The 12804-nt window shown below is 66.6% G+C and carries 12 protein-coding genes; 5 read left to right on the top strand and 7 right to left on the bottom strand.

The features are described from left to right. Positions 1–108 precede the first annotated feature (108 nt). From rng to mreB, 5 genes are all read right to left on the bottom strand, one after another. A complete protein-coding gene (rng, locus tag G7007_RS03660; RefSeq protein WP_060394854.1) occupies positions 109–1566 on the bottom strand; it encodes a ribonuclease G in 1458 nt (485 codons plus the stop codon). 54 nt (positions 1567–1620) lie between these two features. Next, the gene (locus G7007_RS03655; RefSeq protein ID WP_181099073.1) at positions 1621–2232 is read right to left on the bottom strand and encodes a Maf family protein; all 612 of its coding nucleotides are present in this window, start codon (positions 2230–2232) and stop codon (positions 1621–1623) included. A gap of 32 nt (positions 2233–2264) precedes the next feature. Continuing rightward, complete coding sequence (gene mreD, locus G7007_RS03650; RefSeq protein WP_060394856.1) at positions 2265–2753, bottom strand: rod shape-determining protein MreD; 489 nt, start codon at positions 2751–2753, stop codon at positions 2265–2267. Then, positions 2753–3781 (bottom strand): rod shape-determining protein MreC, encoded by a 1029-nt coding sequence (mreC, locus tag G7007_RS03645; protein ID WP_219858940.1) that lies wholly within the window; start codon positions 3779–3781, stop codon positions 2753–2755. The genes mreD and mreC overlap by 1 nt, the downstream gene beginning before the upstream one ends. Before the next feature lie 193 nt (positions 3782–3974). Next, a complete protein-coding gene (mreB, locus tag G7007_RS03640; protein ID WP_003255163.1) occupies positions 3975–5012 on the bottom strand; it encodes a rod shape-determining protein MreB in 1038 nt (345 codons plus the stop codon). A 195-nt stretch (positions 5013–5207) separates the two neighbouring features. Here mreB and gatC point away from each other — a divergent pair, with 195 nt between their 5' ends. The 5 genes from gatC to G7007_RS03615 all read left to right on the top strand — a co-directional run bounded on the left by gatC (position 5208) and on the right by G7007_RS03615 (position 10109). Then, positions 5208–5495: an Asp-tRNA(Asn)/Glu-tRNA(Gln) amidotransferase subunit GatC gene (gene gatC, locus G7007_RS03635; RefSeq protein WP_060394857.1), complete on the top strand. Its 288-nt coding sequence runs from the start codon at positions 5208–5210 to the stop codon at positions 5493–5495. A 15-nt stretch (positions 5496–5510) separates the two neighbouring features. Beyond that, positions 5511–6962 carry an Asp-tRNA(Asn)/Glu-tRNA(Gln) amidotransferase subunit GatA gene (gatA, locus tag G7007_RS03630; RefSeq protein WP_181099072.1) on the top strand — a complete coding sequence of 484 codons (1452 nt, stop codon included), beginning with the start codon at positions 5511–5513 and terminating at the stop codon, positions 6960–6962. 11 nt (positions 6963–6973) lie between these two features. Beyond that, positions 6974–8419 (top strand): Asp-tRNA(Asn)/Glu-tRNA(Gln) amidotransferase subunit GatB, encoded by a 1446-nt coding sequence (gatB, locus tag G7007_RS03625; RefSeq protein ID WP_181099071.1) that lies wholly within the window; start codon positions 6974–6976, stop codon positions 8417–8419. A 214-nt stretch (positions 8420–8633) separates the two neighbouring features. Continuing rightward, a complete protein-coding gene (locus tag G7007_RS03620; RefSeq protein ID WP_181099070.1) occupies positions 8634–9005 on the top strand; it encodes a septal ring lytic transglycosylase RlpA family protein in 372 nt (123 codons plus the stop codon). A gap of 75 nt (positions 9006–9080) precedes the next feature. After that, positions 9081–10109, top strand: a complete 1029-nt coding sequence (locus tag G7007_RS03615; protein WP_375139475.1) for a calcium/sodium antiporter — start codon at positions 9081–9083, stop codon at positions 10107–10109. A gap of 317 nt (positions 10110–10426) precedes the next feature. Here the strand turns inward: G7007_RS03615 and G7007_RS03610 are convergent, their stop codons facing one another. Then, complete coding sequence (locus tag G7007_RS03610) at positions 10427–11782, bottom strand: amino acid permease (RefSeq protein ID WP_181099069.1); 1356 nt, start codon at positions 11780–11782, stop codon at positions 10427–10429. A gap of 53 nt (positions 11783–11835) precedes the next feature. Next, positions 11836–12777: an AEC family transporter gene (locus tag G7007_RS03605; protein WP_181099068.1), complete on the bottom strand. Its 942-nt coding sequence runs from the start codon at positions 12775–12777 to the stop codon at positions 11836–11838. Positions 12778–12804 lie beyond the last annotated feature (27 nt).

The following is a 12804-nucleotide window of genomic DNA, read 5'->3' as shown; positions in this document are numbered from 1 at the left end:
TAGCGAAGCAGGCCCACCAAGACGATGCCACCCGAGTCGTCCGGCGGCCTTCCGCGTGCCGAGCGCTCGTGCTCGGTTCACAGGGAGGGAGGGCGGTGCCAGGACGTCTCAGAGCAGCACCACGTCGTATTGTTCCTGCGAATACATGGACTCGACCTGAAAGCGAATGGTTCGGCCGATGAACGCCTCCAGTTCAGCGACATTGCCCGATTCCTCGTCCAGCAGGCGGTCGACCACTTTCTGGTTGGCCAGCACTCGGTAGCCCTCGGCCTGGTAGGCGCGGGCTTCGCGCAGGATCTCGCGGAAGATTTCGTAACACACGGTTTCCGGCGTCTTCAGCTTGCCACGTCCGGCGCAGGCCAGACAGGGTTCGCACAGCACCTGTTCGAGGCTTTCGCGGGTGCGCTTGCGGGTCATCTGCACCAGCCCCAGTTCGGTGATGCCGATGATGTTGGTCTTGGCATGATCGCGCTCGAGCTGTTTCTCCAGCGTGCGCAGCACCTGGCGCTGGTGGTCCTCGGTCTCCATGTCGATGAAGTCGATGATGATGATCCCGCCGATGTTGCGCAGCCGCAGTTGCCGAGCGATGGCGGTGGCGGCCTCCAGGTTGGTCTTGAAGATGGTCTCCTCGAGGTTGCGATGGCCGACGAAGGCGCCGGTGTTGACGTCGATGGTGGTCATCGCCTCGGCCGGGTCCACCACCAGGTAGCCACCGGACTTGAGCGGCACCTTGCGCTCCAACGCCCGCTGGATCTCGTCCTCGACGCCGTAGAGGTCGAAGATCGGCCGCTCGCCGGGATAGTGCTCCAGGCGGTTGGCGATTTCCGGCATCAGCTCTTCGACGAACTGGGTGGTCTTCTGGAACGTCTCGCGCGAATCGATGCGGATCTTCTCGATCTTGGCGTTGACCAGGTCACGCAGGGTACGCAGGGCCAGGCCCAGGTCCTCGTAGATTTCGGTCGGCGCGCCGCAGGTCTTGATCTGCTGACCGATCTGCTCCCAGAGCCGGCGCAGGTAACGGATGTCCTGGAGGATGTCTTCGGCACGCGCCCCTTCGGCGGCCGTGCGCAGGATGAAGCCACCGGCGTTCTTCATGTCCTCGCGGGCCATGCAGTCGGTGACCACCTGCTTGAGCCGGTCGCGCTCGGCCTCGTCCTCGATCTTCAGAGAGATGCCGACGTGGCTGCTGCGCGGCATGTACACCAGGTAGCGCGACGGGATGGACAGTTGCGTGGTCAGCCGGGCGCCCTTGCTGCCGATGGGGTCCTTGGTGACTTGCACCACCAGGGCCTGCCCTTCGTGCACCAGCGCGCTGATGGTCTCGACGGCCGAGCCTTCACGCAGGGAAATCTCCGAGGCATGAATGAAGGCCGCCCGCTCCAGCCCGATGTCGACGAACGCGGCCTGCATGCCGGGCAGGACCCGCACCACCTTGCCCTTGTAGATGTTGCCGACGATGCCACGCCGCTGGGTGCGCTCGACATGCACCTCCTGCAGGACACCGTTCTCCACGACCGCCACGCGGGATTCCATCGGGGTGATGTTGATGAGGATCTCTTCGCTCATGGCCGCTTCTCGTCAGAATTCTTGTAGGGTGGCTCGTGCTACGGGACCACGCGGCTAGAGGCCGGACATCTCCTCGGCAGGCGCCGCGGGGACCTGCCAGCAGGCCACATCGAACCGTGCCAGTAACGCGGCGGTTTCGGTCAATGGCAAGCCGACCACCGCCGAATAGCTGCCGTGCAAGGCGGTGACGAACACCGCCCCCAAGCCCTGTACGGCATACCCGCCCGCCTTGTCCAACGGCTCGCCGGTGGACCAGTAGCGCTGCGCCTCGGTCTCGTCGATCACGCGGAACGTCACCTCGGTCGCCACGCACAGGCTCTCACACCGCGCGCCGTTCGTCACCGCGACGGCGGTCATGACGTGATGACGGCGGCCGGACAGGGCGGCGAGCATGGCCAGGCCGTGCTCGCGGCTCTGCGGCTTGCCGAGGATCTGGCCATCGAGCACCACGGCCGTGTCCGACCCCAGGACCACGCCCGGCGCGGCGAGACAGGCCTGCCCGGCCTCGGCCTTGGCCCGGGCCAGCCGCTCGACGTAAGCCGGTGCGGCTTCGCCGGGCTGCACGGACTCGTCGATCGGTGCGCTGACCACCGTGAGCGGTACGCCGATCTGCGCCAGCAACTCGCGTCGGCGGGGGGAAGCGGAAGCCAGGTACAGCAGGGTCATGCGGACATCTCCCGGTCGAGTCGGTGTGGCGCTCAGTTGACGCCCAGACGCTTGCGCACATCGCGCAGGGCGAAGCTCAGCCAGGGCCAGAGCAAGGCGCTGATGACGGCGGACCAGACCAGGGCGAGCGTCGGCAGACGGTTGCCGGTCAGGGCGCTGAGCCAGAGCTGGATCAGCTGCGCGATGCCGAAGATCACCAGGATCACCAGGCTCTGCTGCCACAACGGGAACATGCGCAGGCGCTGCTGCAAGGACAGCACCAGGAAGGTGATCAGTGTCAGGATCAGCGCGTTTTGCCCCAGCAGGGTGCCGTACAGCACGTCCTCGGCCAGGCCCAGGACGAACGCCGTGGTCATGCCGACCCGGTGCGGGACCGCCAGGGCCCAGAAGGCCACCAGCATGGCCAGCCACATGGGCCGGAAGACTTCCATGAACTGCGGCATGGGAGAGACGCTGAGCAGCAGGCCGACCGCGAAGGTCAGCCAGATCACCCAGCCATTCTTGCTGCGAACGCTTGCCATCAGTGCCCCCGTGGTGGTGCGGACGTGGCCGGGGCCACGGATGGGGACGACGCGGGTGCCGCGCCGCCGGTAGGTGCCGCAGGCGCCGAGGTGGCCGGTGCGGTGCCTGGCGCCTGCCCCGTGCCGGAGGCCGGCGCGGCGTTGGCCGGTGCCGAGGTGCCCGAGGCCGCAGGCGCCTGCTTGCGGTCGGCCTCTTCCTGGGCCATGGCGGCGTCGGTGGCGCGCTGCTCGGGCGTGCGGCTGTCGGTGAACACCAGCAACATGTAGCGGCTGCGGTTGAGCGCGGCGGTCGGGATGGCACGCACGATGGCGAACGGTTGCCCGGAGTCGTGGATCACTTCGTTGACGGTGGCCACCGGGTAACCGGCCGGGAAGCGCTGGCCCATGCCGGAACTCACCAGCAGGTCGCCTTCCTTGACGTCGGCGGTGTCGGCGACGTGGCGCAGCTCCAGACGCTCCGGGTTGCCGGTGCCGCTGGCGATGGCGCGCAGGCCGTTGCGGTTGATCTGCACCGGAATACTGTGGGTGGAGTCGGTCAGCAACAGCACACGCGAGGTGTAGGGCATCAGCTCGACCACCTGGCCCATCAGGCCACGGGCATCGAGCACCGGCTGACCGAGGAACACCCCGTCACGCTCGCCCTTGTTGATCAGGATGCGGTGGGTGAAGGGGTTCGGGTCCACGCCGATCAGCTCGGCGACCTCGACCTTCTCGTTGACCAGTGCCGAGGAGTTGAGCAGCTCGCGCAGGCGCACGTTCTGCTCGGTCAAAGCCGCCAGCTTCTGCAGTCGGCCTTGCAGCAACAAGGCTTCGGTCTTGAGCTTCTCGTTCTCGGCGATCAGCTCGGTGCGGCTGCCGAACTGGCCGGCCACCCCTTGCCACACACGCTGCGGCAGGTCGGTCAGCCAGTACGATTCCATCAGCACCAGCCCCATGTGGCTGCGCACGGGTTTGAGCACGGCGAAGCGCGCGTCGACCACCATCAGGGCGATCGACAGCACCACCAGCACGAGCAGACGAACGCCCAGCGAAGGGCCCTTGGAGAAAAGCGGTTTAATGGGCCGTTCCTCGTGGACGACGGTTCAGGGGTGGAGGGGCCACGGTACGCGGCCCAGCCTGCGGATCACTGCGTCGGCGCCGTGCGGACGGGCCGTGCAGCGCCTACAGGTAGCATCGCTGAGGACAACTGTAAACCGGGGCGAGCCGCCCACGGTGTCAGCATCACTCGCTGGAGAGCAGGTCCATGGCGTGCTTGTCCATCATTTCCAGCGCACGACCGCCGCCACGGGCGACGCAGGTCAGCGGGTCTTCGGCGACGATGACCGGCAATCCGGTTTCCTGGGCCAGCAGCTTGTCCAGGTCGCGCAGCAGCGCGCCACCACCGGTCAGCACCAGGCCACGCTCGGCGATGTCGGACGCCAGCTCCGGCGGCGACTGCTCCAGCGCGCTCTTGACCGCCTGGACGATGGTCGCCAGGGATTCCTGCAGGGCTTCGAGCACTTCGTTGGAGTTGAGGGTGAAGGCACGCGGCACGCCTTCGGCCAGGTTGCGCCCACGCACGTCGACCTCGCGGACCTCGCCACCGGGGTAGGCGGTGCCGATTTCCTGCTTGATGCGCTCGGCGGTGGACTCGCCGATCAGGCTGCCGTAGTTGCGGCGCACGTAGGTGACGATGGCTTCGTCGAAGCGGTCGCCGCCGACCCGGACCGATTCGGCGTAGACCACGCCGTTCAGGGAGATCAGGGCGATTTCGGTGGTGCCGCCGCCGATGTCGACGACCATGGAGCCGCGCGCTTCCTCGACCGGCAGACCAGCACCGATGGCTGCGGCCATCGGCTCTTCGATCAGGAACACCTCACGGGCACCGGCGCCCAGGGCCGATTCGCGAATGGCGCGACGCTCGACCTGGGTGGACTTGCACGGCACGCAGATCAGCACACGCGGGCTGGGCTGCAGGAAACTGTTCTCGTGCACCTTGTTGATGAAGTACTGCAGCATTTTCTCGCAAACGCTGAAGTCGGCGATCACGCCGTCCTTCATCGGGCGAATGGCCGCGATGTTGCCGGGGGTCCGGCCGAGCATGCGCTTGGCTTCGGTACCGACGGCGACGACGCTTTTCTGGTTACCATGGGTCCGGATGGCAACGACCGAGGGCTCATTCAGAACGATACCGCGCTCACGCACGTAGATAAGGGTGTTGGCAGTCCCCAGATCGATGGACAGATCGCTGGAAAACATGCCACGCAGTTTCTTGAACATGGGAAAGTGACCCTAGGCAAAGCGTGGGTAAAAAGTGCGGCAAACTCTAACAATGGCGGGGATTTTGGGCAAGGCGCCAATATGTTAAATTGGCAGTTTTTCCGAGCATGCCAGCAGATGATCGCGGCCATTGGACCGCAATGTTGCCAACATGTTCCTCACCGCCGCCGCTTCCGTTTCCCCCTGGAGATCCCCATGGCGCTTCAACGCTCCGACGTGGAGAAGATCGCCCACCTGGCCCGACTGGGCCTGGATGAGCGCGAGCTGCCACGCACCACCGACGCCTTGAACAGTATTCTCGGGCTGGTCGACCAGATGCAGGCCGTCGACACCGACGGCATCGAACCGCTGGCCCACCCGCTCGAGGCCAGCCAGCGCCTGCGCGCCGACCAGGTCACCGAACGCAACCAGCGCGATGCCTACCAAGCCATCGCGCCCGCGACCGAGAACGGTCTGTACCTGGTTCCGAAAGTCATCGAGTAAGGGATAGTACCTGCCATGCATCAATTGACCCTGGCCGAGATCGCCCGCGGACTCGCCGACAAGTCGTTTTCCTCCGAAGAGCTGACCGGCGATCTGCTGGCGCGCATCCGCTCGCTGGATCCGTCGATCAACAGCTTCATCAGCGTCACCGAAGACCTGGCGCTCGAGCAGGCACGGGCCGCCGACGCACGCCGTGCGGCGGGCGAGTCCGGCGTGCTGCTCGGCGCGCCGATCGGCCACAAGGACCTGTTCTGCACCCGCGGCGTGCGCACCAGCTGCGGCTCGCGCATGCTCGATTCGTTCAAGGCGCCCTACGACGCCACCGTGGTCGAGCGCCTCGCCCAGGCGGGCATGGTGACCCTGGGCAAGACCAACATGGACGAGTTCGCCATGGGCTCGGCCAACGAGTCGAGCCACTACGGCCCGGTGAAGAACCCGTGGAACCTGGAACACGTCCCAGGCGGCTCTTCCGGCGGTTCCGCGGCCGCCGTGGCCGCGCGCCTGCTGCCGGCCACCACCGGCACCGACACCGGCGGCTCGATCCGCCAGCCGGCGGCACTGACCAACCTCACCGGCCTCAAGCCGACCTACGGCCGCGTCTCGCGCTGGGGCATGATCGCCTATGCCTCGAGCCTCGACCAGGGCGGGCCGATGGCCCGTACCGCCGAAGACTGCGCGCTGCTGCTGCAAGGCATGGCCGGCTTCGACCCGAAGGACTCCACCAGCATCGACGAACCGGTGCCGGACTACAGCGCCAGCCTGAATGCCCCGCTGCAGGGCCTGCGCATCGGCCTGCCGAAGGAGTACTTCGGTGCCGGCCTCGACCCGCGCATCGCCGACCTGGTCCAGGCCAGCGTCAAGGAACTGGAAACGCTCGGTGCCGTGGTCCGCGAGATCAGCCTGCCGAACATGCAGCACGCCATCCCGGCCTATTACGTGATCGCCCCGGCCGAAGCCTCGTCCAACCTGTCGCGCTTCGACGGCGTGCGCTTCGGCCACCGCTGCGAGAACCCCAAGGACCTCACCGACCTGTACAAGCGTTCGCGCGGTGAAGGCTTCGGCGCTGAGGTCCAGCGACGCATCATGGTCGGTGCCTACGCGCTGTCGGCTGGCTACTACGATGCCTACTACCTCAAGGCGCAGAAGATCCGCCGCCTGATCAAGAACGACTTCATGACCGCCTTCGAAGGCGTCGACCTGATCCTCGGCCCGACCACGCCGAACCTGGCCTGGAAGCTCGGCGCCAAGGGCGACGACCCGGTCGCGGCGTACCTCGAGGACGTCTACACCATCACCGCCAACCTGGCAGGCCTGCCCGGCCTGTCGATGCCGGCCGGTTTCGTCGACGGCCTGCCGGTCGGCGTGCAGCTGCTGGCGCCGTACTTCCAGGAAGGCCGCCTGCTCAACGTCGCGCACCGCTACCAGCAGGTCACCGACTGGCACACCCGCGTCCCTACCGGCTTCTGAGGAATTCACACATGCAATGGGAAGTTGTGATCGGGCTGGAGATTCATACCCAGCTCGCCACCCAGTCGAAGATCTTCTCCGGCAGCGCCACCACCTTCGGCTCCGAGCCCAACACCCAGGCCAGCCTGGTTGACCTGGGCATGCCGGGGGTCCTGCCGGTGCTGAACGAGGAAGCGGTACGCATGGCGTGCATGTTCGGCCTGGCGATCGACGCCGAGATCGGCCAGCGCAACGTGTTCGCGCGCAAGAACTACTTCTACCCCGACCTGCCCAAGGGCTACCAGATCAGCCAGATGGACCTGCCGATCGTCGGCAAGGGCCATCTGGACATCGCCCTGGAGGACGGCACCGTCAAGCGCGTCGGCATCACCCGTGCGCACCTGGAGGAAGATGCGGGCAAGAGCCTGCACGAAGACTTCAACGGCGCCACCGGCATCGACCTGAACCGCGCCGGTACGCCGCTGCTGGAGATCGTCTCCGAGCCGGACCTGCGCAGCGCCAAGGAAGCAGTGGCCTACGTCAAGGCCATCCACGCCCTGGTGCGCTACCTGGGCATCTGCGACGGCAACATGGCCGAAGGCTCGCTGCGCTGCGACTGCAACGTCTCGATCCGGCCCAAGGGGCAGGTCGAGTTCGGCACCCGCTGCGAGATCAAGAACGTCAACTCGTTCCGCTTCATCGAGCGCGCCATCAACAGCGAGATCCAGCGCCAGATCGACCTGATCGAGGACGGCGGCAAGGTGGTGCAGGAAACCCGCCTGTACGACCCGAACAAGGACGAGACCCGCTCGATGCGCAGCAAGGAGGAAGCCAACGACTACCGTTACTTCCCCGATCCGGACCTGCTGCCGGTGGTGATCGAGGATGCCTTCCTCGACGCCACGCGTGCCAGCCTGCCCGAGCTGCCCCAGCAGAAGGTCCAGCGCTTCCAGGCCCAGTACGGTCTGTCGGCCTACGACGCCAACGTGCTGGCCTCGAGCCGCGAACAGGCCGACTACTTCGAACAGGTCGTGCAGATCGGCGGCGACGCCAAGCTGGCGGCCAACTGGGTCATGGTCGAACTGGGCAGCCTGCTCAACAAGCTTGGCGTGGAGATCGACCAGGCGCCGGTCAGCGCGTCCCAGCTCGGTGGCATGCTGCTGCGCCTGCGTGACAACACCATCAGCGGCAAGATCGCCAAGACCGTGTTCGAGGCGATGGCCGCTGGCGAAGGCGACGCCGATGCCATCATCGAGGCCCGCGGCCTGAAGCAGGTCACCGACAGCGGCGCCATCGAACAGATGCTCGACGCGGTGCTGGCGGCCAACGCCGATCAGGTCGAACAGTACCGCGCCGCCGACGAGGCCAAGCGCGGCAAGATGTTCGGCTTCTTCGTCGGCCAGGCGATGAAAGCGTCCAAGGGCAAGGCCAACCCGCAGCAGGTCAACGAACTGCTCAAGGCCAAGCTCGAGGGATGAGGTCGCGCCAGGCAGGTCGGTGCCGGGAAGGGCCGACGTTCTGACCTGCGCATTGAGCCCCGCTCCTGCCTGTACGTGCAGTCCAGTGTGTGGGCGCCGGCTTGCCGGCGAAGGTGGCGCTGAGCAGGCGCACCCTATCGCCGGCAAGCCGGCGCCCACAGGTAGCGCAGCAAGGCTTCATCGTGCAGCCTGGACCTGCCAAAGGAATTCTACGATGCAACGTCCACTTTACGCGCTGGCGCTGACGGCCCTGTTGGCCGGATGCGCCAGCCATGACGTCGACCCCCGTGGTTACGACCAGACCGGCAAGGCCTCGTGGTACGGTGCCCGCCATCAAGGCAAGCGTACCGCCAGTGGCGAACCGTTCAACGCACGCGGCCTCAGCGCCGCGCACCGCAGCCTGGCGTTCGGCAGCCGCGTGCGCGTCACCAACCTGAGCAACCAACGCAGCGTAGTAGTACGCATCAATGACCGGGGGCCGCACCAGCGCGGCCGCCTGATCGACCTGTCGCGCGCGGCGGCGGCGCAGCTCGGCATGCTGCGCAGTGGCACGGCTCGGGTTAGAGTACAAGGCTTGCGCGACTGAGCAGAGGAGCAGCAGACCATTCACAACCTGGCCAACCTTCCCCCCTTCAGCCTCCTGCAACTGGGCTTCGGCCTGGTGTTCCTGGTGCTCGGTGCCGAACTGCTGGTGCGCGTCGCCGTGCGCCTGGCCTTGCGCCTGCACGTGCGCCCGCTGGTGATCGGCTTGAGCCTGGTGGCCTTCGGCAGCACCGCGCCGCAACTGACCGTCAGCCTGCAGGCCGCCTACCAGGGCGCGCCGGACGTCGCCGTGGGCAGCGTGATCGGCAGCAACATCTTCAACGTGCTGGTGGTGCTGGGCCTGGCGGCGCTGATCATTCCGCTGCGGGTCTCGCGACAACTGGTACGCCTGGACCTGCCCCTGATGATCGGCGCCAGCGTGCTGGTCGCCCTGCTGGCCCTGGACCGCGAGCTGGGACGGCTGGACGGGGCGCTGCTGTTGCTGGGGCTGCTGGCCTACTTGGGCATGCTCTGGCACCAGTCGCGTCACTACGCCCGGATCTACCCTGCTCCGTCCGCCGCCAGCCCGCATCGGGCACGCTTCTGGGCGCTGACCTGCGCGCAGGTCCTGCTGGGCCTGGTGCTGCTCAGCGTGGCAGGCCACTTTCTGCTGGAAGCGGCCGTGGAAGTCGCCACCGACCTGGGCTTGTCCGAGCGGGTCATCGGCCTGACCGTGGTCGCGGTGTGTACGTCGTTGCCCGAACTGGCGGCCGCGTCGATCGCCGCGTTGCGTGGCGAGCGTGACATCGCGGTCGGCACGGTGATCGGCAGCAACCTGTTCAACTTGTTGGCCGTGCTGGGCCTGACGGCGGTCACGGCCCCCCAGGCCCTGTCCATCTCGCCCAACGCCCTGGACTTCGACCTGCCGGTGATGTGCGGCGTCGCGCTGCTGAGCCTGCCGGTGTTCTATTCGGGGTATCGCATCACGCGGGTGGAGGGCCTGGTGCTGCTGTGCCTGTACCTGGCCTATGGGCTGCACGTCGTCAGTTTCACCACCGGGATGCCGCTGGCGGGGCGTGTGGAGCAGCTGATGCTGCATTACGTGCTGCCGGTGCTGGCGGTGGGGTTGACGGTGACGACGGTACGGGCGTGGCGTCGGCAGCATTGAGGGGAAGGCGTGAGGGCTGACGAGCCAGCCCTCGGGGCCGATCGCAATCAAAGCCGTCTACGAGCCTAGCGCTGTGGGTGCAGGTTGGCCTGATGCAGGGCGTGGCTGGTTTCGTGGGCCTTTCAGGCCCAATCGCGGCCGGTCCGGCGCCCCGGCGGGGGCCGCTCCCCCGTAGTCCCACCGCGGGGTTGCAGGCTATCGCGGTCACCTGTGCGGCCCCTGCCGGGGCGCCGGACCGGCCGCGATTGGGCCCGCAGGGCCCACAAACCCGTCACCGCGCAAAGCCTGGAACAGAGCAGAACGCGACCTGCTCTCTGTCAGCCCTGCTGCCGCTTTTTCAGGCGGAACGCCACCCACAGCACCGCGATCCAGGCTGGAATCAGCAGCACCGAGATCCGGATCGGCGGCGTCAGGTACATCACCACCAGAATCAGCACGATGAAGGCCAGGCACAGGTAGTTGGTTACCGGTGCGCCCCAGCTGCGGTAGAACGGCACCGTGCCGGAGGCCACGCTGGCCTTGCGGAACTTCAGGTGGGTGATGCTGATACTGGCCCAGTTGATCACCAGCGCCGACACCGCCAAGGCCATCAGCAGGCCGAACGCCTCGCCAGGCATGAGGTAGTTGATCACCACGCACAAGCCGGTCGCCAGCGCCGACACGCCCAACGCCACCAACGGCACGCCACGGCGGTTCACGGTGGTCAGCACCCGTGGTGCATCGCCCTGGCTGGCCAGGCCGAACAGCATGCGGCTGTTGCAGTAGACGCAGCTGTTGTACACCGACAGCGCCGCCGTCAGCACCACGACGTTCAGCACCGTGGCCACCAGGTTGCTGTCCAGCGCGTGGAAGATCATCACGAACGGACTGCCGCCCTGCACCACCTTCTGCCACGGGTACAGCGCCAGCAGCACGGCCAGCGCGCCGATGTAGAAGATCAGGATGCGGTAGACCACCTGGTTGGTGGCCTTGGGGATGCTGTGGCGTGGATCGTCCGCCTCGGCGGCGGTGATGCCCACCAGCTCTAGCCCGCCGAACGAGAACATGATCACCGCCAGCGCCATCACCAGCCCAGTCACGCCGTTGGGGAAGAACCCACCGTACTGCCACAGGTTGGCGACCGCCGCGTCCGGGCCGCCGTTACCGCTGGCGAGCAGCCAGGCGCCGAAGCCGATCATGCCGACGATGGCCACGACCTTGACCAGGGCGAACCAGAACTCCAGCTCACCGTAGACCTTCACCTGACTCAGGTTGAGCAGGTTGATCACCACGAAGAAGATCGCCGCCGTGGCCCAGGTCGGGAATTCGGGCCACCAGTACTGCACGTAGATGCCCACCGCCGTCAGCTCGGCCATGCCCACCAGCACGTACACGACCCAGTAGTTCCACCCCGAGACGAAGCCTGCGAACTCGCTCCAGTAACGGTGAGCGAAGTGGCTGAAGCTGCCGGCCACCGGTTCCTCGACGACCATCTCACCCAGTTGGCGCATGATGAAGAATGCCATGAGGCCGGCGATCGCATAGCCAAGCAGCACTGACGGTCCGGCCAGCTGGATGGTCTGGGCAATCCCCAGGAACAACCCGGTACCGATGGCGCCCCCCAAGGCGATCAGCTGGATATGACGGTTTTTCAGCCCGCGTTGCAACGGCTCGGGCGTGCGCTGGTCTTGCATGCAGTGTCCTCAGGTCAGGGGGCGGTGTTGTTGGTATTGTCGGCGCGATAACGCTAGATCCACCCGCCCCACTGGAGGATGAACAGGCCGATGTTGGTGGTCACGGCGGCCAGCAAGGTGGTGATCACGATGATCGAGGCCGCCAGCTCATGGTTGCCCCCGGAGGCCCGCGCCATGACGTAGCTGGCCGCCGCCGTCGGGCTGCCGATGTAGAGAAACAGGATGCCCAGTTCGGCCCCGCGGAAGCCGCACAGCCAGGCCCCGAGCGTGCCGATCAGCGGCAGGCCGACCATCTTCAGCAGGCTGACGTCGATGGCCAGGCGGCCGCTGGCACGCAACGCGGGCAGCGACAGGGTGCCACCGATGCAGATCAGCGCCAGGGGCAGGGTCATCTGGGCCAGGTAGTCGCCGCTGGTCAGCAGCCAGTTGGGCAGGCCGACCTGACCATAGGCCATCGGCACCGCGACCAGCACCGAGAGGATCAACGGGTTCTTGAAGATCCCCTTGCAGATGCTCCAGGGGTCGGACTTCAGCAGGGGGCTGTAGACCGCCAGCACGATCACCGACAGCGTGTTGTAGAGCACGATGACCAGCCCGGCCAGCACCGCGCCGAGCGAGATCCCATAGTCCCCGTACAGGCTGGCCGCCAGGGCCAGGCCGATGACGCCGTTGTTGCCGCGAAAGGCGCCCTGCACGTAGATGCCGCGATCGAGCAACGGACAGCGCCAGATGGCGACCAGCCAGCAGATCAGAAAACCGACCAGGGTGATCCCGGTGAAATACAGCAGCACGCCGGGCTTGACCGCCGCCGAGAGGTCGGCGTGATAGATGCCGAGAAACAGCAGCGCCGGCATGCAGACGTTGAACACCAGGCTGGAAGCGACCTGGTTGAAGCCGTCGTCGATCACGCGCAGGCGCTTGAGCAGCACGCCCATGAACAGCATGGCGAACACGGGCGCCGTGATGTTCAGGATCTGGATGAGAAGGGCGAGCATGGGACGGTTCCGACGGTGAGCGACAAG

This window comes from Pseudomonas entomophila (genome assembly GCF_013523125.1).
GTDB lineage: Bacteria > Pseudomonadota > Gammaproteobacteria > Pseudomonadales > Pseudomonadaceae > Aquipseudomonas > Aquipseudomonas entomophila_B.
Note: the sequence above shows the minus strand (reverse complement) of the source record. Positions and strands in the feature narration are given on the sequence as shown.

Excerpts from the sequence above, each read along its gene's own strand:
- mreD (WP_060394856.1), bottom strand. The coding sequence starts at position 2,753 with ATGGCAAGCGTTCGCAGCAAGAATGGCTGGGTGATCTGGCTGACCTTC.
- gatC (WP_060394857.1), top strand. The coding sequence starts at position 5,208 with ATGGCGCTTCAACGCTCCGACGTGGAGAAGATCGCCCACCTGGCCCGA.
- gatB (WP_181099071.1), top strand. The coding sequence starts at position 6,974 with ATGCAATGGGAAGTTGTGATCGGGCTGGAGATTCATACCCAGCTCGCC.
- rng (WP_060394854.1), bottom strand. The coding sequence starts at position 1,566 with ATGAGCGAAGAGATCCTCATCAACATCACCCCGATGGAATCCCGCGTG.
- G7007_RS03620 (WP_181099070.1), top strand. The coding sequence starts at position 8,634 with ATGCAACGTCCACTTTACGCGCTGGCGCTGACGGCCCTGTTGGCCGGA.
- G7007_RS03655 (WP_181099073.1), bottom strand. The coding sequence starts at position 2,232 with ATGACCCTGCTGTACCTGGCTTCCGCTTCCCCCCGCCGACGCGAGTTG.
- mreB (WP_003255163.1), bottom strand. The coding sequence starts at position 5,012 with ATGTTCAAGAAACTGCGTGGCATGTTTTCCAGCGATCTGTCCATCGAT.
- G7007_RS03610 (WP_181099069.1), bottom strand. The coding sequence starts at position 11,782 with ATGCAAGACCAGCGCACGCCCGAGCCGTTGCAACGCGGGCTGAAAAAC.
- gatA (WP_181099072.1), top strand. The coding sequence starts at position 5,511 with ATGCATCAATTGACCCTGGCCGAGATCGCCCGCGGACTCGCCGACAAG.
- G7007_RS03605 (WP_181099068.1), bottom strand. The coding sequence starts at position 12,777 with ATGCTCGCCCTTCTCATCCAGATCCTGAACATCACGGCGCCCGTGTTC.